Source organism: Aestuariivivens sediminicola (genome assembly GCF_022662015.1).
Lineage (GTDB): Bacteria > Bacteroidota > Bacteroidia > Flavobacteriales > Flavobacteriaceae > Aestuariivivens > Aestuariivivens sediminicola.
Genome location: NZ_JAKMCM010000008.1, coordinates 1 through 18,106 on the forward strand (window position 1 = coordinate 1; position 18,106 = coordinate 18,106).

Genomic DNA, 18,106 nt, shown 5'->3' on the forward strand with positions numbered 1-18,106 from the left:
CAAACAAAAAAACGCTCTTTCGGTAATAAATCGGAATAAATTATTCCAATCAATCAGGGATTAAGGTGCTTCGCACCTTGTTCCCTCAAAGCTCCGCTTTGAAAATAGTCCAAACAAAAAAACGCTCTTTCGGTAATAAATCGGAATAAATTATTCCAATCAATCAGGGATTAAGGTGCTTCGCACCTTGTTCCCTCAAAGCTCCGCTTTGAAAATAGTCCAAACAAAAAAACGCTCAAGTAAACTTGGCGTTTTTTCTTATTGAACTATTTATTCGTGACCACGCCAGGATTCAAACCTGGAACCTCTTGAGCCGTAATCAAGTGCGCTATTCAGTTGCGCCACGTGGCCTTTTTAAGTGGGTGCAAATATAGTGTATTTATTAAAACTTCTCCAAATAATTAATTCAAATTTCAATTCCTTATTTTTGAATATGAATAAAGCATTACTTCTCGAAAAATATGGTCAAATATTTGATGAAAATCTCATTCAGGAGATTGCTCAAATTGGTATTTTTAAAACGTTCAAGAAAAATGATATCATTATCGATATCAATCAGACCCTCAAATTTATTCCGCTCTTACTTTCAGGAAATATTAAGATACTCCGAGAGGACGATGAAGGTAATGAACTGCTCATCTATTTTCTGGAGGCAGGAGAAACCTGTACCATGTCCCTTACCTGTTGTCTGGGCATCTCAAGAAGTAAAATAAGAGCAGTGGCTGAAAAAGAATCAAGTTTGATTATGATCCCTGTTCAATATATGGAGCGTTGGTTTCACGATAATGAAAGCTGGAGGAATTTCATCCTCGAAAGCTATCAAATTCGTTTCGATGAAATGTTGGATGCCATAGACACCATCGCGTTCTTGAAAATGGATGGTCGTTTGTATAAATACCTTTTAAATAAATCGCAATTGTATAACAGCAAAAGTATAGCCATTAAACATCAGGATATTGCCGAAGATTTACACACCTCGCGCGTTGTCATTTCCAGGCTGTTAAAGCAACTGGAAAACGAAAACAAAATAAAACTCAGTAGAAATAAAATCGAATTAATTTAGTCCTAAACGGCTATTCTTCGAGATATCGCATTAATTAGACTAATTTTACATTTTTAAAACATAGAAACGTTATGGAATTTATCTTAGATCCTTGGCCGTGGTATATTTCAGGGCCCTTAATAACCCTGGTCATGGCGCTGCTGCTCTACTTTGGAAAAACATTCGGGATGTCGTCGAACTTAAAGACATTTTGTGCCATTGCCGGAGCAGGAAAATATTCAGATTTTTTCAGATTTAATTGGAAAGATTCTCTCTGGAATTTAACGGTGGTCATTGGTGCCATTATCGGTGGTTATATAGCTACGCAATTTCTTTCCAACGCCAGTGTTACAGATTTAAATCCTGTTACTGTGCAAGAACTCAGTACGATGGGATTCTCGAATTCTGGTGCCAGCCTGGTCCCCGATGAACTATTTAGCTGGAAGACTGTGGGTTCTGCAAAGGGGCTAATTCTGCTCATTCTTGGAGGGTTCTTAGTGGGCTTTGGCACCCGCTATGCCGGTGGTTGTACTTCCGGTCATGCGATTGCAGGATTGAGCAGCCTGCAGAAACCTTCCTTAATTGCTGTGATTGGTTTTTTTATTGGTGGTTTACTAATGGCAAATTTTATTTTGCCTTTACTGTTTAAATCTTAATATCGGATCTATGAAAGTTGCAAGCTATATTAAATTTTTATTTGTCGGTATATTCTTCGGCATTGTTCTCGTTAAATCTGAGGCCGTTTCCTGGTATCGTATTTATGAGATGTTCCGGTTTCAATCCATCCATATGTATGGTATTATCGGTACTGCCATTGGCTCGGGTATCCTGTTTTTACAAATTTCAAAAAGAGGCCACATAAAAAACCTGGAAGGCGTAGAAATTTATGTTCCAAAAAAAGAAAGCGGACTTTTTAAAAATATTTTAGGTGGCAGTATATTTGGATTAGGATGGGCATTGATTGGTGCTTGCCCCGGCCCTATGTATATCTTGCTCGGTACGGGTGTATTCAGTATGGTTATCGTTATTATTGCCTCCATTCTTGGTACGTTTGTCTACGGTCTGCTAAAAGAAAAATTACCTCATTAATGGACAGCACCCACCTTCTAGGCTATCTTGGCGCCCTCGTTGTTGGTCTGGTATTAGGACTTATTGGAGGTGGTGGATCTATTCTTACCGTACCTTTACTGGTGTATCTTTTAGGATATAATCCGGTTACAGCCACGGCCTATTCGCTTTTTGTGGTTGGGACATCGTCCATGGTCGGAACATATCAAAAGCATAAAAAAAAGTTAGTCGATTTTAAAATTGGATTAGCCTTTTCATTTCCCTCTTTTTTAGCCGTATATCTGTCACGACGATTTTTGGTACCAAATATTCCCGAAGAACTTCTTAAAAGCGGTGACTATGTTTTTACAAAGGACATGGCTATCATGGTATTCTTCTCTATCATAATGCTTCTCGCCTCAATTTCTATGATAAGAAGAAGCTCCAAAAACCGCTTAAATCAAGAAAAACAAACGTACTCCAAAACCTTTATACAAGGGCTGGTAATAGGTACTATTACGGGAATAATAGGAGCCGGTGGCGGGTTTTTATATGTTCCAGCTTTGGTGCTGTGGGCAAATATCCCAATGAAGAAAGCAGTTGGAACGTCTTTGGTTATTATAACCATTAACTCATTGATTGGCTTTATAGGTGATGTACAAACTTTAGAAATTGAGTGGACATTTCTTCTCACTTTTACCATAATTTCTATACTAGGTATAGTTATTGGCATATTTATTTCTAAATTTATAAGTGGAGAACGCTTAAAAAAAGGATTTGGCTATTTCACTTTACTTATGGCCTTTTATATCTTATACAAAGAAATAAGCTAAGACTTATGTGACAAAAGTGACAAAAAAAATAGGACCATTGCATTATTTTTGCAAAAAATTGAATACACAAAAAGAAAACTTACACTATGAAGATTGAACAAATATATACAGGATGTCTTGCACAAGGTGCCTATTACATTGAATCTGAAGGCGAAGTTGCCATTATTGATCCTCTAAGAGAGACCCAGCAATATGTGGATAAAGCAAAAAAAGAAAATGCAGAAATAAAATATATTTTTGAAACGCATTTTCATGCTGATTTCGTTTCGGGGCACCTGGATTTGGCAAGAAAAACAGGGGCGACCATTGTTTACGGGCCCGGTGCCAAAACAAACTATGATATCCATGAAGCTAAAGATAATGAGGTGTTTGAACTGGGTAACATTCGGATAAAAGTGTTACATACTCCGGGACACACATTGGAATCCTCTACATATCTTTTGATAGATGAGAATGGTAAGGAATACGCTATTTTCTCGGGTGACACCTTATTCCTTGGTGACGTTGGTCGCCCAGACCTGGCCATTAAGTCGGATTTGACAAAAGAGGATTTGGCGGGTATGCTGTATGATTCTTTGCGAAATAAAATAATGCCCTTACCGGATGATGTTATTGTCTATCCAGCACACGGCGCAGGATCTGCCTGTGGTAAAAATTTGAGTAAGGAAACCGTTGGCGTTTTAGGCGAGCAGAAAAAAACAAACTATGCCTTGAGAGCCGATATGACTCGTGAAGAGTTTGTAAGAGAGGTTTTGGAGGGCATTGCACCACCACCGCAATATTTTGCGAAAAACGCCATGATGAATAAATCCGGTTACGATGAATTTGAAACCGTTTTGAAAAAAGGCAACAATCCGCTAGATCCTGAAACATTTGAAGCCTTGGCCAATCAGGAGGGCGCATTAGTTCTTGATGTCAGAAACGAATTAGATTTTGTTAAGGCGCATATTCCAAATTCTATCTTTATTGGTTTACATGGGAGTTTTGCACCCTGGGTGGGCGCCTTAATAACCGATTTAAAACAACCCCTATTATTAATAACACCCAAAGGAAAGGAACAGGAAGCGGTAACGCGATTATCGCGTGTTGGTTACGACAATACCCTGGGCTATCTGGATGGTGGTATTGAAGCCTGGCAAAATGCGGGAAAGGAAATAGAGCAGATTGAGTCTATTTCTGCAGATGAATATGCCAGACGAATAGAAAATAAGGTAAATACAACGCTCGATGTTAGAAAGGACGGTGAGTACGCATCGGAGCATTTAGAAGGTGAACATATTCAACATTTCGCTTTGGATTATATTAACGACAATATGAATACCATTCATAAAAATGAAACCTATTATGTGCATTGCGCCGGGGGTTATCGATCTGTAATAGCCGCCTCTATTTTAAAGGCTCGAGGTTTTGATGTCATTGATATTGCAGGGGGTTTTGCCTCACTTAAAAACACGGACTTACCGCGATCTAACTATGTTTGTCCCACGACCTTATAACGATGGAAAAAATCTTTGAAATACAAAATCTCAAGTGTGGGGGCTGCGCAAAAACCATAACATCACGACTAAACGACATGTCCCCTATTTCGAATGTATCTATAAATATGGTCGATCATTCCGTTACATTCTCTTATCAGAATGAAACCGATGTAAGTGTTGTTAAAGAGGTATTAAAGAAACTGGGGTATCCGGTCGTTGGTGATGCAAACGCGGTAAAGACTCGAGCAAAATCCTATATTAGTTGCGCTATAGGCCGAATATCCGATTAAGAACTTGATATAAAATGAAGAAACCCTGAATGCTCAGGGTTTTTTTATATGATCTCCGCACTCAAACCTGCATCTAAAAGGAGCGTACAACGGGGCTTTAAATCGTCAAAAGACCCTGTTTTTACCGTGCACTTTCCTTTGTAATGCACGATTAAAGAACACTGCTCTGCCTGCTCCGCTGTATGATCGCAGGCATAAATTAAAGTCTCAATAACATGATCAAAAGTATTCACATCATCGTTGTATAACACAATCTCGTTCTGCGTTACGACCTCTTCTTTAATCAATAAATCCTCTAATGTCTTCTCTTTTGAGCTCATTTTTCTATTTCTTTCTACTTTAGCATATCCGTTTTACTAATTTATAAATTTTAGGGAAACCCAATTGTTTCGTTCCAACTTTTCTTTAAATTTTAACACATGTTTATCACATTCCCTTTGAATGGCAGAAACGTCATCACGGTAAAATCCACTCAGAAACAGCATCCCGTTTTTATTCAAACATGACGCATAGGTTTCTATATCCCTGAGAAGGATATTTCTATTGATATTGGCTAAAATGATATCGTAGGTTTTATCTTTTAAAACGGAGGCATCCCCCTCAATTACTGTTATGTGCTTGCAGGAGTTCAGTTCAATATTCTCGGCACTGTTTATAACACACCAATTATCATAGTCTACCGCGTCTATCATACGAGCACCTTTCTTTTCAGCCAAAATAGCCAACACCCCGGTACCACAACCCATATCAAGCACGGTTTTATTCTTAAAGTCATTGGACAATATCTGTTGAAGCATCATGTAGGTGGTCTCATGATGACCCGTGCCAAAACTCATTTTAGGCGCAATAACAATATCGTATTCCACATCTGTTTTCGGATGAAAAGGCGCTCGAACAGCACATCTATTTTCCACAGTTATTGGATCGAAATTCTTTTCCCATTCGGCATTCCAATTGGTCTGTAGAATTTCTTTAACGGTATGCGTTATTTTAAATTCATCTGATTTTAAAATCTGAATGTCTTCCAAAACAGCATCATCCCAACCTTCCTTTTTGATATACGCCATTAATCCACTCTCAGTCTCTACAAAACTTTCAAATCCGGCAAAACCCAATTCTGCTATAAGGATCTCAACCCCTGGTTGAATCGGTCTTACGTTAAAATGATATTCCAGATAAAGCATGTGCAACAGTTTAAAAAATAACAGGCAATTGGATCTCTAAGATTTCAAATTCTCAAAGGTGAATGGCACTGAATGCATTCGAAGTTCAAAGTGTCACTTAAAGCTTAAAAGGCATTGACAATAGCAAAAAAATCTTCGGCAATTAGGGAAGCGCCTCCTATTAATCCACCATCGACATCCGGTTTGGAAAATAACTCTTTAGCATTACCGGGCTTACAACTGCCTCCATACAATATTGTAGTGGCATCGGCCACATCATTTCCGTACTGTTTAGCCAGTGATGCCCGAATGAAAGCGTGCATGTCCTGTGCTTGTTCGGGTGAGGCTGTTTCTCCGGTTCCTATAGCCCAAACAGGTTCATAGGCTAAAACAATGTTTTGGAATGATGACGCTTCAAGATGAAATAAGGCATTTTTTATTTGCTGTTCAACAACAGTTTCATGATTTCCGGATTTTCTATCGTGCAGCTGTTCTCCAAAACAAAAAATAACGCGCATATCATTGGCAAGCGCTGCATCTACTTTCTTGGCAAGTGTTTCATCTGTTTCATTAAAATATTCGCGACGTTCGCTATGACCTAAAATAACCGTTTTAATGCCTATACTCTTTAACATACCTGCACTGATTTCACCGGTATAAGCACCTTTATCTGCAAAATGCATATTCTGAGCAATAACCTCAATACTCGAGTTCTTCAAGGATTCAAAAGCATGGTAAAGGTTTGTAAAAGTTGGAGCCACCATGACCTCGGCTCCGGAGGTTTGTTCTAATTTTTTTAAATCAGTTAATAACGCTTCGGTTTGCGCTAAATCATTATTCATTTTCCAGTTCCCTGCAACAATTTGTTTTCTCATAGAATCCAATTTATGATTCCGCTTTCGGAATATTTAATTATATACTTACTTTCTCAACAAAAATACTATTTTTTCAAAGCCTCCACCAACTTATTGTCATCCGCTTTTATCGCTTTAAATAATTCTATCTTTCCAGCCTTATTTATTACCATATACCTCGGAATCCAATCAATTTTTACAAAATCTGCAAAAGGACATTTCTTACCTGATGGCATATAAAAATGAAATCCATTAACGTCGTACTTTTCTATACCACGCTTCCAGGCGTCTACGCCACGATCCAGTGAAAGGAAGATATAGACCACATCTTCGTACTGAGTCTGCAAATCCTTAACCAAAGGCATACCGACAATACAGTCTTTGCACCAGGAAGCCCAAATATCAATTAAAATAGTTTCTCCCTTGTGTTCTTCCAGTATGGATCTAAAATCTATGGTCTCCCCTTCCAGGGTAACAAAGGTGTCATTTAAGGCTGCTTCACTAAAATACTCCGGTATGGGTTCAGAGTTACAACTAAAAAAACTAATTATAAAGAGGAATATACTGATCATTTTTAACATTTTATTTATTGCAATTTAACTTTTGGATCTAACCATGCATAAACTAAGTCGACTAAAATATTAATCATTACAAATACAAGTGCAATTACCAGAACTGATCCCATTATAACCGGCAAATCTAAGGTATTAAGTGCATTTACAATTTCTTTTCCTATACCATTCCACCCAAAAATATATTCTACAAATACAGCACCTGCCAACATGGAAGCAAACCATCCTGAAATTGCTGTGATAACAGGGTTTAAAGCATTTTTCAAGGCGTGATTCTTAATAATTTGAAATTCCGATAATCCCTTGGATCTGGCCGTACGGATATAGTCCTGACTAAAAACTTCCAAAAGTGAATTGCGCATTAACTGAACGACCACCGCCAAGGGCCTGATCCCTAATACAATGGAAGGCAAAATTAAATTCTTCCATCTTATATGCATGGCTTCTCCAAAGTCATCCAATTCATAAAGACTACCGGTCATTTCCAAATTAGTATACCTGTGGAGGACAAACCCGAACAACCAGGCAAATAATATGGCACTGAAAAAAGAAGGAACACTCATTCCTAATGTACTTAATACCTGAATGGATTTATCCAGCCAGCGGTCCTTAAACAAGGCGGAAATAATGCCTAAAAAAAGACCTATAATTATGGCAATTGTTATGGCAGTAAGCGCCAAAACAAATGTGTTTGGTAAGGTCTCAGACAAGACCTGGGTTACTTTTTTTCCCTGCTTGGTGAACGATTCTCGTAAATAAGGAAACTTAACTACAACATCTACCCCGGCAATTGGAAACAATAAAAAGGCATTATACTTCCCGTCACTCCGAAAAGAGTAATCGTCTTTATTCTGAGAGTGAAACGATAAAGGAGACAGGTCATTCAAATAATAAAGATACTGGGTGCCCATAGGTTTATCAAACCCATATTTTTTTTTCACCAGGGCCAACTGTTCACTATCTTCATTTTGCCCCATCATCATTTGGGCTGGATCTCCAGGCAGTACATTGAATAAAAAGAAAATAACTGTAACTACTCCAAATAATGTGAGTAAAGCGTAAGTCAATTTATTTAAAAAATAGGCTAACAGTGCGCTGTGGGGTTTTAAAATTAAAATTCTAAGTCTTCAATGTCGTTCCAATGTACTTTTTGTCTTACCGTACCTTCATCGAGCATTAATACTCCTGGATTGGATCGTATTACAGTTTTAAGTGCCTTTTCATCACATAAATACCATTCAAAATCAATATTGTAGTCCTGATTAATTCGTTGTTTGGTATCCTTGGATGAGGCCGTTAAACCGATTATACTGTATCCGTTTTTACGTGCTTCATTCTGCAGCGCCTTTAATTTTAAAGCACCATCGCCCTCAATTTTTTCCAAACTGTAAGATACGACCACTATTAAATTCTCTGTACTTAAAAACTGCTCCGTTAAATCTTCATCTTCACTTTCAATTGAAAAATCGACAACAGGAGGTGTGTAACCCTCAGAAAGAACTTTTGTGTCCACTCGGACAAACTCACCTTCAACGGAAGGGTATGAACCATTTGTTACAATGACTTGCTCTTCACCATTCACATTAAATGTCCATGAGTACTCCAATAGGGGTTTTGGAGCATCTTCTGGAATTTCCATACCTTCTTTAATGTTATTTCCAATTTTATAGGCCCTGAAATCAACAGCAGGCAAATGCATTAACACATGATATCCGAACCACAAACAAAAAATAAAACTTAAGAGGGCCAGAACAGTAACGGTTAACTTGTTAAATACAGGTTTTATAAATTTCATTCCAAAGGATAGCATCAAAATAAAAATCAGCAAAACCAGATCCTTTGTAAAACTTTCCCATGGTGTTAATTTCAGAGCATCTCCAAAACAACCACAATCTTTTACTTTATCGAAATATGCTGAATAAAAGGTTAAAAACGTGAAGAATACAATCATACCTAACAGGCTCCAAACGGTAAATTTTGGTTTATAGCCTATCAATAGAAAAACACCTAAAATGACTTCAAAAACAACAACCAAAATTGAAATTCCCAAGGCATAAGAGTCTAAGAATAGGAGGTTTAGAACATCTGCACTAAAATATTCCTGGAGTTTATAGGAAAACCCAAGGGGATCGTTTAACTTAATTAAACCGGAAATAATAAATAAAACGCCAACAAATATCCTGCTACTATTTACTAATATCTTCATAGTACTTCTTAAAAGTGTCCAGGCTCAAAATGTTCAAAACAATTAAACAAAGAGAACTTAAGAGCTTAATATAATTATTCTTTATTTAAATGGATCAAAGCGAAAACAGCGTAATTAATCATGTCCTGATAATTCGCATCTATTCCTTCACTTACCAAGGTTTTACCTTGATTGTTTTCAATTTGTTTTACCCGCAATATTTTCTGCAAAATTAAATCGGTTAAACTGCTTACGCGCATATCTCTCCAGGCTTCACCGTAATCGTGATTTTTATCTTGCATCAAGGCTTTAGTGACTTTTATCTGATCTTCATATAAAGATACCGCCTCTTCCAAAGAAAGGTCAGGTTGTTCTGCGATACCTTTATTTAATTGAATCAATGCCATTACGCAATAATTTATGATGCCGATAAACTCCGATATCTCATCTTCATCCACTTTCCTGATGTCGTTCTCCTGCAAACCACGAATCCGCTGCGCCTTAATAAATATTTGATCGGTCAGTGAGGGCATCCTAAGAATACGCCATGCACTTCCGTAATCACTCATTTTTTTTTTGAACAACTTTTTACAGGTTTCTATTACCGCATCATATTGTTTTGAGGTATCTTGCATAAAAAATTCAATTTGGGGTAAATTTCGCTTAAATTGTTTAAAGTTCAAAAGGTTAATGTTTTAAAAGTTGACTTGGACAGATAAATAGCAATTTTAGTTACTTTTACAACTTATTTAATTATAATCAAAGGAGCCCAATCGTGTGGTCTCCATCCTATTTATATCGCATAAAATTACGTTGGACCGAACATTTACCATAAACTGCAAAGGCAACCTGATCGACCTGTCAACACCAAAAGTAATGGGTATTCTCAATGTAACACCAGACTCATTTTACGATGGTGGTTTATACCGATCTGATGTTGCCATTTTAAGTCAGGTTGAAAAAATGCTTTCGGAAGGGGCCACTTTTGTCGATGTGGGTGCTTACAGTTCCCGACCCAGGGCTGAATATGTCAGTGAGGATGAGGAGTTAAAGCGAATAGTACCCATAGTCTCCTTGATTTTAAATAATTTTCCGGAAATATATCTTTCGGTCGATACCTTTCGCAGCCAGGTGGCTAAACAATGCATCGAAGCCGGATCGGCTTTAATCAATGATATTTCAGCCGGAATTTTAGATCCGGATATGTTGCCAACTATAGCTGACTTGCAGGTTCCATACATTATGATGCATATGCGGGGTACACCACAAACCATGCACCAGAACACTGATTACGACGATTTGGTAAAGGATATTCTGTTTTATTTCTCCGAGCGATTGGCGGCTGCAAAAAGCGTAGGCATTATAGACCTTATTATTGATCCCGGATTTGGTTTTGCAAAAACCATAGAACAAAATTTTGAATTATTACATCACCTGGAATTATTTAAAATAATTGATTACCCACTTATGGTAGGGTTATCCAGAAAATCTATGATTTACAAAACCTTAGAAAGTAATGCACAAGAAGCTTTAAACGGTACAACTGTTTTACATACAATAGCATTACAAAAAAGAGCTTCTATTTTACGTGTACATGATGTGCGGCAAGCAGTGGAATGTATTAAGTTAGTTGAAGCACTTGGAAATGAAGGGTAATTCGTTGAAATATGGCTTCCTTTGCTTATTGGCTTTGTTTATTGTTTCATGTGGACATGAAAGGCTGCTTCAATTACCTGAAATTTCACATTCGGAAATAACAGAACTGTCTGATATCTCGGCGGCGTATCTGTTTTATGATGAATTGGAGAAAGACAGTGTAGAACTAAATAGAAAAAATCTTATTAGTACCACGAATTGGCTGGTTAACGTGGACAAGCGTTTAACCTTGAAACAAGTCATACCTCATATTAAATATCTACAAGAAAAAAAACAGAATGCCGGACATAAAAATCCAAATGCAAGAAATTATTTTACCTGTCATGATACCTTTAGAAACACCCTTGGCTTTATTGATTTTACGGATATAATCTATAAAGAACAGCCTGATAGCAACGATCCGGATGGACAAGATTCTGAAAAGAGCTCATACATTATTATTCATTATGTATCCCAAGATAGGATTCTAATTAGGCTATTAAATGATGATCCAAATGCTTTAAGATCCAGCCATGCTGCTCTCATCAAGGATTTGGGATCAATCTCGAGCAAGCTGAATAAAGAATGCGTCTTTATTTTGAATTTAAATGAAAATCTAACATTTCAGAAGTACATTGAAATAAAGTCATTATTCAATTCAAACGAATTTAAAAATGGGAGTTTATCTCCTGTCGAGTATATTTCGAATTAACCATATTTTACTAAATTTACCAAAATCACAAACTATTGGACATCTTTAAAGATCTTTTGAAATTCACCGTTGTAGACGTTATAGATGTTATTCTAGTTGCTCTGCTGCTTTACTATCTTTACAAATTGGTTAAAGGCACCGTTGCCATTAATATTTTTATTGGTATAATCATTATTTATGGTGCCTGGCGACTCACCGATTTTCTTAATATGGAATTGTTAACCGGAATATTCGGTGGGTTCATGAAAGTGGGAATAATCGCTTTAATTGTTGTCTTTCAGCCTGAAATAAGAAAATTTCTGCTCATGGTGGGATCGACCAATTTTGGTAAACGCGGCCGGTTTATCAAACAGTTCAAATTTTTAAAGACTGAATCCACAGACGCCACCGATGTCGATGCCATAGTTTCAGCCTGCAGCAAAATGGCTATGAGTAAAACAGGGGCATTGATTGTAATTGAACGCAATAATAACCTGGACTTTTTGTTGTCATCGGGAGATGAAATGAACATTAAAGTGACCCAGCCCATAATTGAGAGCATCTTCTTTAAAAATAGTCCGCTCCATGATGGTGCTATTGTTGTGAGTGATAATATTGTTAAGGCAACGCGGGTCATTTTGCCTGTTAATAATGAAAAATCTATCCCTCAGCGTTTCGGATTGCGCCATAGGGCTGCCATAGGGGTAACAGAGAAAACAGATGCTCTTGCCCTTGTAGTAAGCGAAGAAACAGGACACATATCCTATATTAAAGACGGTGAATTTGTCGTCTTTGAGGATACAAACGCGTTAAGCAAAATGATAAAAAATGATTTGATCTAACACTAACAGCATTAGCATAAGGCCATTAGCGTAGTTTAATACACCTCTTCTTTTTTAAGAAACTGAACCTCGTAAAGATTTTTGTAATATCCATCCTTGTTTTTCAGCAATTCCTTGTGCGTACCTTCTTCAACCAACCGGCCGGAATCCATTACTAAAATTTTATCTGCTTTTTTTACAGTGGCCAGTCGATGGGCAATGATAATAGAGGTTCTTCCTTTTGTTATCTGATCAGTTGCATTTTGAATAAGCTGTTCGGAATAAGAATCCACAGAGGATGTGGCCTCATCCAAAATCAAAATACTCGGATTGGTGACATAGGCTCTTAAAAATGAAATCAATTGTCGCTGTCCTGACGATAGCATGGCGCCTCTTTCCTTTACATTATAGTTGTAACCGCCCGGCAAACTATTAATGAAATCGTGTACTCCAATGGCTTTGGCCGCTTCTATGACCTTAGCTTCAGAAATATCCGGGTCGTTCAGGGTGATGTTATTTAATATGGTATCTGCAAATAAAAACACATCCTGAAGTACCACTGCTATTTGAGAACGAAGTGAGGCCAGGGTTACCTCTTTAATGTTAATATTATCTATGGAAATAGTTCCATGATTAATTTCATAAAACCGATTCAACAAATTTATAATAGTAGATTTGCCTGCCCCTGTGGCACCGACAATGGCTATTGTTTCACCTGCATTCACCTTGAAGGAAACCCCCTTAAGGACTTCCTCATGTTCCACATAACTAAATCGAACCCTGTTAAACTCAATATTACCTTTAAAATGATGTGCGACGTAAGTGCCATTATCATCAATTTGAGAGGTCGTATCCAGGACCTTAAATACCCTGTTCGCCGCAACCATACCCATTTGCAATGTGTTGAATTTATCGGCTATTTGGCGTAAAGGCCTGAACAACATGGGCACATACATAATAAATGCGATCAACACCCCCTGGGTGACACTACCCCCCAGGACGACATTTAAACCACCGTACCATGCCACTAATCCAATGGTTACGGATGATGCCAGATCTGCAATGGGAAAAAAGAATGAATTATACCAAACCGTCTTTAACCAACCCTTTTTGTGACGTTCATTTATGGCTTTAAACTTTTCGTACTCGATATCCTCTCTTGTAAATAACTGTAGTATTTTCATCCCGGTAAGACGCTCCTGCACAAAAGCGTTTAAATTAGAGACCTCTGTACGAACCACCTCGAATGCCTTCTTCATATATTTCTGAAAAATGCGGGTCGCATAAATTAAAACGGGTAACATAATAAACACTATGAAACTCAATTTCAAATTGGTATAAAGCATGAAACTAAAGACAACGGCCATGGTGAGCAGATCCCGGATAATCATAAACAAACCCTGACCAAAAATATCAGCGATACGCTCCATATCTGTTACCGCACGCGTAATAAGAACCCCGACAGATGAATTGTCAAAATATTTCATTTTAAATTTAAGCAGATGGTCAAAAAGTTTTGTTCGCACATCCATTACCAAATTTTGTCCTAACCAGGAGGCGTAGTATATAAATAATAACTGAAAAACAGATTGAAGGAGCAGAACCACCAGTAACAGAACAATATAAAACAGAAAATCACCTTTTTCCTTCGTGGCAATACTATTATCAATAGCAAATTCCGTTATTTTTGGGGTGGCCGCACTAAACAGCGCCAGCAAAACAACCAAAAGCACCAAACTCACAAAGACAATCTTGTAAGGTCTAATGTATTTAAACAAGCGCTTGAACAGCTTAAAATCAAAAATACGTTCTTTCTTCATTCTCATTTTACAGTTTGATATTTTCCGGATATTCAATTTCCGTTAAATACAATCCATGAGCCGGAACAGAATACCCGGCCTTACTTCTATTTTTGGATGCAATAATAGCGTACAAATCATCGTTATCTAACTTTCCGGTCCCGATATTGATCATGGTTCCGACAATGGCCCTAACCATATTCCTCAAAAATCGATCGGCTTTAATCACTAGATGCAATTCATCCTTGACCAGGATCCAGTCACATTTCAGGATATTACAATAATACGTCTTTACATCGGTATTACTTTTTGAAAAGCATTGAAAATCCTTATATCCCAATAAAACTTGCGAAGCCTGCTGCATTTTGGCAATATTTAAGGGGTATTTAATGAAGTAAGCATTCTGAAATGAAAACGGATTCTTCGTCAATGATATTCTGTACAAGTAGGTTCTGCTTAGGGCATCGAACCGCGCATGTGCATCCGGTCGCACCTTGTATAAACTGTGAACAGCAATGTCTTCAGGTAAAAATGCATTGAGCTTATACACTACATCTGTTTCAACGAAAGAACTGTCGGAATCAAAATGCGCAATCATTTGTTTTGCGTGCACACCGGTATCGGTTCTTCCAGCTCCCAAAACAGAAATGGCTTCACCCAGTAACCTCTTGAGACCATCCTCGACAACTTCTTGAACTGAGGTCGCATTTGGCTGCTTCTGCCAACCGTGATATGCAGTGCCGTTATAAGAAATTTCAATAAAATACCTCAAATGCTTTTTATATTTTTGTCGTCTGACAAAGATAGATAGTTTTACAATTCATGCATCGACACAACTCTTAATAAAATATTAAAACTTGGAATGACCAAAATTTTATTGCTTTCAGATACGCATGGTTATATGGATGCTCATATTTTGAAATATGTAAAGCAGTCTGATGAGGTATGGCATGCCGGAGATATCGGAAAAATTGAAGTCGCCGATGCCATACGTGCCCATAAACCCTTAAAAGGCGTTTATGGAAATATAGATGACAGCACTATTCGACGGGAATTTCCGGAACATCTTCGTTTTTTTTGTGAAGATGTAGATGTCTGGATCACCCATATTGGTGGTTACCCGGGGGCCTATGACAGACGAGTTCGAGATACCATTCGGATGCAACCTCCGAAATTATTCATTACAGGACACTCTCATATTCTTAAGGTTATGCCGGATAAAAAGCTCAATCTGGTTCATATGAATCCCGGCGCTATTGGTAAGCATGGTTTTCACAAAGTTCGGACCATGCTGCGTTTCACCATCGATGGTGTTAAAATTGATAACTTAGAAGTTATAGAATTCAAAAAATAAATTGAGAATCTGGCCCTTTCAAAATTATTTGCAAACAACCTGTTACTTAGTATTAAGGTTCTCTAGCCGACTGACTTTTTAATATTACATCCCTGCTATTTCGATTAAAACCTCGGATTATTTGTTCTGATTCAAAAATCTGAACAGATCAAAATAGCGAATTGTTTCGTTGTGTTTCAATTTAAAATAGTTTAGCAGATATAATGTCCGCCTCATGCGAAATGGAGATTATAATGTACAAGGTAATGCATAAAGAAATTAGTAATGAATAAACCCATTTATGAACCGCTTTAAATTTAGTCCAAATACCGATGATCCATGAGTCCGAATTACTGATACGGTTCGTAAAGCGCTCAATCGCACGATCTCTGACATATATCCTTAGCCCAAAATCTCTTAACCCACTAGTCCCATGTTACACTATTTTTCCTCTATAATTATTTTTAATGGTATTCTTTTTATTTCTTTTGGAGTGATACTGCTTTTTAACAAAAACAAATTCGGTATTGAGGCCAATAAAGTCCTCAGCCTGCTGTTCGTTCTTATCGGGATCTGTTATATCATATTTGCTTTCGGGCAACTTGAACTATTCACCAGACTCTATCTTTTAGACCATGTGCTCCTCTTTTTGGGGCTTCCTATATTCTATTTTTACATTCGAACCTATTTTCGAAATCGGTACAAATTTGACAAATTGCAGTTGCTGCATCTAACACCGTTTATCATACAGTTTTTTATCTGGCTTTATTTATTATTTAGTCCGGAAGCACAGTCTGCTGAATTTCATTTTGATGCCAATAACTTCAATTTTACCATTTTTAAAAACCAACATAAAATCAACATTTTAGTACTCTCCGTGTTTTATTTTTACCTGATACGAAAAGATATAATAACCTATCAGGAATTAGTCAAACAAGAATATTCATATTCCGATGAAAATACGCTTATATGGTTCTATATTTTTTTAGGTCTCATTATTTCCACTCCCCTTTTAATCAGTTTTGTAAACTTCAGTTCTAACCAGGTACACAGCATTTATCCGGCAGCAATAATGACGATTAATACGTTTGCCATTGTCCTTTTAATATTATGTCGCCCTGAAATTTACAAGAGCATCGGAGCCATATCGCCTATTCAACTTTCGCGTAGATCCAATAAAAATTGCAGTTTGTCTCATGAAAAAAAGGAAAAAATATTTAATGCCCTCTTGGAGTTAATGGAAAACAAGAAGTTATATTTAAATCCGAAAATAAATTTAAAAGACCTTTCCAAGACCTTAGAAACCAATCCCAATTACTTATCCCAATCCATTAATACCATTTCCGGTAAATCCTTTTTCGATTTTATTAATTCTTGTCGAATAGACCATGCCAAAGAACTTCTTGTTAATAATGCGTATTCAAATTACACCATTGAAGCGATTTCCAAGGAATCAGGATTCAATTCAAAATCTACCTTTTATGCGGCATTCAATAAATTATGCAATATGTATCCGTCCGAATTCATCAAACGTTTCAGGCAACTACCAGATCCCCGTTAATCAAGGTGTTCTAATTCATTAATCTGAACACCAAACAACTTTTTTATGACGAATTAAGTCCTAAATTGCACATGATAATTTTATTGTAAGGGTTAAAAAAAGACTGTGCATTTTAACCTTAGAGTCAGAGAGAAGTAAACAGCTAACCTCTTGATTAAGCATTTATTCAAGAGGCTGTTTACTTTAATTTAGAGCTCATCTTACCCCATCAAAAAACCCAAATTGTAATATTACTATTGTGTCTGTAAACTATCCGGGGCCACTTAAGATTGTCATCATGGCTCAGGACTACCGTATAAAAAAACCCAAAGCTTTCACTTTGGGTTTCACGCACTAATACTACTAAGATGTTAGGTTTACCGCAATCGATCTACAGATTTTACAAGATCCTCATCCCTCTTAATGGCTTTATTAGCTAAAACCAAAAAAACGATAGAAATAATAGGAAGGAGCATCCCAATACCTTTCTTCGAAACAACCGTTTCTCCAGATAAATTTAGAGATTGATACACGAAAAATCCTAGTATAAAAAAGTTCAAAATTATATTTAGTCGACCCAACATAAATTGAGTCTTCCTATTCTTATATTTCAATATAGTTATCAGCGATAATACTGCAGAACACAAAAATACACTCAATAGCACATTGTCGCTCGCCGCATAGACCCATACCCCATCATTATCACTGACCTGATATAATGGAAAAACAAAAATCAAAGCAGCTGATGCCACAACAGTGATTAAAAGATAAAGGGTCTGTACACGCTGTAACATGAATATTTACAATTGGATTGCAAAAATAA

The 18,106-nt window shown here is 37.1% G+C and carries 21 protein-coding genes and 1 tRNA gene; 11 read left to right on the top strand and 11 right to left on the bottom strand.

Translation table 11 applies throughout. From position 1 onward, the window contains the following. Window positions 1–277: 277 nt before the first annotated feature. Window positions 278–351 (bottom strand) — tRNA-Arg (locus MR041_RS14360). An 82-nt stretch (window positions 352–433) separates the two neighbouring features. On the opposite strand from MR041_RS14360, the gene MR041_RS14365 reads away from it, so the two are divergent. The 6 genes from MR041_RS14365 to MR041_RS14390 all read left to right on the top strand — a co-directional run bounded on the left by MR041_RS14365 (window position 434) and on the right by MR041_RS14390 (window position 4,690). Then, window positions 434–1,063 (top strand): Crp/Fnr family transcriptional regulator, encoded by a 630-nt coding sequence (locus MR041_RS14365; RefSeq protein ID WP_242094946.1) that lies wholly within the window; start codon window positions 434–436, stop codon window positions 1,061–1,063. A gap of 71 nt (window positions 1,064–1,134) precedes the next feature. Then, on the top strand, window positions 1,135–1,698 hold the full coding sequence (locus MR041_RS14370; protein ID WP_242094947.1) for a YeeE/YedE family protein: 564 nt from the start codon (window positions 1,135–1,137) through the stop codon (window positions 1,696–1,698). A 10-nt stretch (window positions 1,699–1,708) separates the two neighbouring features. Next, window positions 1,709–2,131, top strand: a complete 423-nt coding sequence (locus MR041_RS14375) for a DUF6691 family protein (RefSeq protein ID WP_242094948.1) — start codon at window positions 1,709–1,711, stop codon at window positions 2,129–2,131. After that, the gene (locus tag MR041_RS14380; protein ID WP_242094949.1) at window positions 2,131–2,922 is read left to right on the top strand and encodes a sulfite exporter TauE/SafE family protein; all 792 of its coding nucleotides are present in this window, start codon (window positions 2,131–2,133) and stop codon (window positions 2,920–2,922) included. The genes MR041_RS14375 and MR041_RS14380 overlap by 1 nt, the downstream gene beginning before the upstream one ends. A gap of 86 nt (window positions 2,923–3,008) precedes the next feature. Next, window positions 3,009–4,418 carry an MBL fold metallo-hydrolase gene (locus MR041_RS14385; protein ID WP_242094950.1) on the top strand — a complete coding sequence of 470 codons (1,410 nt, stop codon included), beginning with the start codon at window positions 3,009–3,011 and terminating at the stop codon, window positions 4,416–4,418. A gap of 2 nt (window positions 4,419–4,420) precedes the next feature. Further along, window positions 4,421–4,690 (top strand): heavy-metal-associated domain-containing protein, encoded by a 270-nt coding sequence (locus MR041_RS14390; RefSeq protein ID WP_242094951.1) that lies wholly within the window; start codon window positions 4,421–4,423, stop codon window positions 4,688–4,690. 44 nt (window positions 4,691–4,734) lie between these two features. On the opposite strand, the gene MR041_RS14395 is transcribed toward MR041_RS14390, so the two are convergent. The 7 genes from MR041_RS14395 to MR041_RS14425 all read right to left on the bottom strand — a co-directional run bounded on the left by MR041_RS14395 (window position 4,735) and on the right by MR041_RS14425 (window position 10,099). After that, window positions 4,735–5,010, bottom strand: coding sequence for an ATP-dependent Clp protease adaptor ClpS (locus tag MR041_RS14395; protein WP_242094952.1), 276 nt, complete (start codon window positions 5,008–5,010; stop codon window positions 4,735–4,737). A gap of 36 nt (window positions 5,011–5,046) precedes the next feature. Further along, the gene (gene prmA / locus MR041_RS14400) at window positions 5,047–5,874 is read right to left on the bottom strand and encodes a 50S ribosomal protein L11 methyltransferase (protein ID WP_242094953.1); all 828 of its coding nucleotides are present in this window, start codon (window positions 5,872–5,874) and stop codon (window positions 5,047–5,049) included. 104 nt (window positions 5,875–5,978) lie between these two features. Then, window positions 5,979–6,728 carry a triose-phosphate isomerase gene (tpiA, locus tag MR041_RS14405; RefSeq protein WP_242094954.1) on the bottom strand — a complete coding sequence of 250 codons (750 nt, stop codon included), beginning with the start codon at window positions 6,726–6,728 and terminating at the stop codon, window positions 5,979–5,981. 65 nt (window positions 6,729–6,793) lie between these two features. Beyond that, window positions 6,794–7,279, bottom strand: coding sequence for a TlpA family protein disulfide reductase (locus MR041_RS14410; RefSeq protein WP_242094955.1), 486 nt, complete (start codon window positions 7,277–7,279; stop codon window positions 6,794–6,796). A 14-nt stretch (window positions 7,280–7,293) separates the two neighbouring features. Beyond that, complete coding sequence (locus tag MR041_RS14415) at window positions 7,294–8,370, bottom strand: ABC transporter permease (protein WP_242094990.1); 1,077 nt, start codon at window positions 8,368–8,370, stop codon at window positions 7,294–7,296. A gap of 20 nt (window positions 8,371–8,390) precedes the next feature. Next, window positions 8,391–9,485 carry a BT_3928 family protein gene (locus tag MR041_RS14420; protein WP_242094956.1) on the bottom strand — a complete coding sequence of 365 codons (1,095 nt, stop codon included), beginning with the start codon at window positions 9,483–9,485 and terminating at the stop codon, window positions 8,391–8,393. Between the two features lie 74 nt (window positions 9,486–9,559). Beyond that, entirely contained in the window at window positions 9,560–10,099 is a 540-nt protein-coding gene (locus tag MR041_RS14425) for a DUF1599 domain-containing protein (protein WP_242094957.1), read from the bottom strand. 241 nt (window positions 10,100–10,340) lie between these two features. Between MR041_RS14425 and folP the strand changes: the two genes are divergently transcribed. The 3 genes from folP to MR041_RS14440 are packed head-to-tail and all read left to right on the top strand — an operon-like array spanning window position 10,341 to window position 12,632. Further along, entirely contained in the window at window positions 10,341–11,120 is a 780-nt protein-coding gene (gene folP, locus MR041_RS14430) for a dihydropteroate synthase (protein WP_242094991.1), read from the top strand. Continuing rightward, window positions 11,110–11,811 carry a hypothetical protein gene (locus tag MR041_RS14435; RefSeq protein WP_242094958.1) on the top strand — a complete coding sequence of 234 codons (702 nt, stop codon included), beginning with the start codon at window positions 11,110–11,112 and terminating at the stop codon, window positions 11,809–11,811. Before folP ends, MR041_RS14435 begins: the two co-directional genes overlap by 11 nt. 35 nt (window positions 11,812–11,846) lie before the next feature. Then, window positions 11,847–12,632, top strand: a complete 786-nt coding sequence (locus tag MR041_RS14440) for a diadenylate cyclase (RefSeq protein WP_242094959.1) — start codon at window positions 11,847–11,849, stop codon at window positions 12,630–12,632. 35 nt (window positions 12,633–12,667) lie between these two features. On the opposite strand, the gene MR041_RS14445 is transcribed toward MR041_RS14440, so the two are convergent. Both MR041_RS14445 and truA read right to left on the bottom strand, forming a co-directional pair. Then, window positions 12,668–14,437 carry an ABC transporter ATP-binding protein gene (locus MR041_RS14445; protein WP_242094960.1) on the bottom strand — a complete coding sequence of 590 codons (1,770 nt, stop codon included), beginning with the start codon at window positions 14,435–14,437 and terminating at the stop codon, window positions 12,668–12,670. A gap of 1 nt (window position 14,438) precedes the next feature. Next, entirely contained in the window at window positions 14,439–15,182 is a 744-nt protein-coding gene (gene truA / locus MR041_RS14450) for a tRNA pseudouridine(38-40) synthase TruA (protein WP_242094961.1), read from the bottom strand. Window positions 15,183–15,272: 90 nt separating this feature from the next. Here truA and MR041_RS14455 point away from each other — a divergent pair, with 90 nt between their 5' ends. Both MR041_RS14455 and MR041_RS14460 read left to right on the top strand, forming a co-directional pair. Further along, entirely contained in the window at window positions 15,273–15,764 is a 492-nt protein-coding gene (locus MR041_RS14455) for a metallophosphoesterase family protein (protein ID WP_242094962.1), read from the top strand. A gap of 412 nt (window positions 15,765–16,176) precedes the next feature. Beyond that, window positions 16,177–17,304: a helix-turn-helix domain-containing protein gene (locus MR041_RS14460; RefSeq protein WP_242094963.1), complete on the top strand. Its 1,128-nt coding sequence runs from the start codon at window positions 16,177–16,179 to the stop codon at window positions 17,302–17,304. 356 nt (window positions 17,305–17,660) lie between these two features. On the opposite strand, the gene MR041_RS14465 is transcribed toward MR041_RS14460, so the two are convergent. After that, window positions 17,661–18,077, bottom strand: a complete 417-nt coding sequence (locus MR041_RS14465; protein WP_242094964.1) for a DUF4293 domain-containing protein — start codon at window positions 18,075–18,077, stop codon at window positions 17,661–17,663. Window positions 18,078–18,106 lie beyond the last annotated feature (29 nt).

Bases quoted from the DNA above. Each gene is read 5' to 3' on its own strand.
- MR041_RS14365 (WP_242094946.1), top strand. From the start codon at position 434: ATGAATAAAGCATTACTTCTCGAAAAATATGGTCAAATATTTGATGAA.
- MR041_RS14370 (WP_242094947.1), top strand. From the start codon at position 1,135: ATGGAATTTATCTTAGATCCTTGGCCGTGGTATATTTCAGGGCCCTTA.
- MR041_RS14375 (WP_242094948.1), top strand. From the start codon at position 1,709: ATGAAAGTTGCAAGCTATATTAAATTTTTATTTGTCGGTATATTCTTC.
- MR041_RS14380 (WP_242094949.1), top strand. From the start codon at position 2,131: ATGGACAGCACCCACCTTCTAGGCTATCTTGGCGCCCTCGTTGTTGGT.
- MR041_RS14385 (WP_242094950.1), top strand. From the start codon at position 3,009: ATGAAGATTGAACAAATATATACAGGATGTCTTGCACAAGGTGCCTAT.
- MR041_RS14390 (WP_242094951.1), top strand. From the start codon at position 4,421: ATGGAAAAAATCTTTGAAATACAAAATCTCAAGTGTGGGGGCTGCGCA.
- MR041_RS14395 (WP_242094952.1), bottom strand. From the start codon at position 5,010: ATGAGCTCAAAAGAGAAGACATTAGAGGATTTATTGATTAAAGAAGAG.
- prmA (WP_242094953.1), bottom strand. From the start codon at position 5,874: ATGCTTTATCTGGAATATCATTTTAACGTAAGACCGATTCAACCAGGG.
- tpiA (WP_242094954.1), bottom strand. From the start codon at position 6,728: ATGAGAAAACAAATTGTTGCAGGGAACTGGAAAATGAATAATGATTTA.
- MR041_RS14410 (WP_242094955.1), bottom strand. From the start codon at position 7,279: ATGATCAGTATATTCCTCTTTATAATTAGTTTTTTTAGTTGTAACTCT.
- MR041_RS14420 (WP_242094956.1), bottom strand. From the start codon at position 9,485: ATGAAGATATTAGTAAATAGTAGCAGGATATTTGTTGGCGTTTTATTT.
- MR041_RS14425 (WP_242094957.1), bottom strand. From the start codon at position 10,099: ATGCAAGATACCTCAAAACAATATGATGCGGTAATAGAAACCTGTAAA.
- folP (WP_242094991.1), top strand. From the start codon at position 10,341: ATGGGTATTCTCAATGTAACACCAGACTCATTTTACGATGGTGGTTTA.
- MR041_RS14435 (WP_242094958.1), top strand. From the start codon at position 11,110: ATGAAGGGTAATTCGTTGAAATATGGCTTCCTTTGCTTATTGGCTTTG.
- MR041_RS14445 (WP_242094960.1), bottom strand. From the start codon at position 14,437: ATGAGAATGAAGAAAGAACGTATTTTTGATTTTAAGCTGTTCAAGCGC.
- MR041_RS14455 (WP_242094962.1), top strand. From the start codon at position 15,273: ATGACCAAAATTTTATTGCTTTCAGATACGCATGGTTATATGGATGCT.
- MR041_RS14460 (WP_242094963.1), top strand. From the start codon at position 16,177: ATGTTACACTATTTTTCCTCTATAATTATTTTTAATGGTATTCTTTTT.
- MR041_RS14465 (WP_242094964.1), bottom strand. From the start codon at position 18,077: ATGTTACAGCGTGTACAGACCCTTTATCTTTTAATCACTGTTGTGGCA.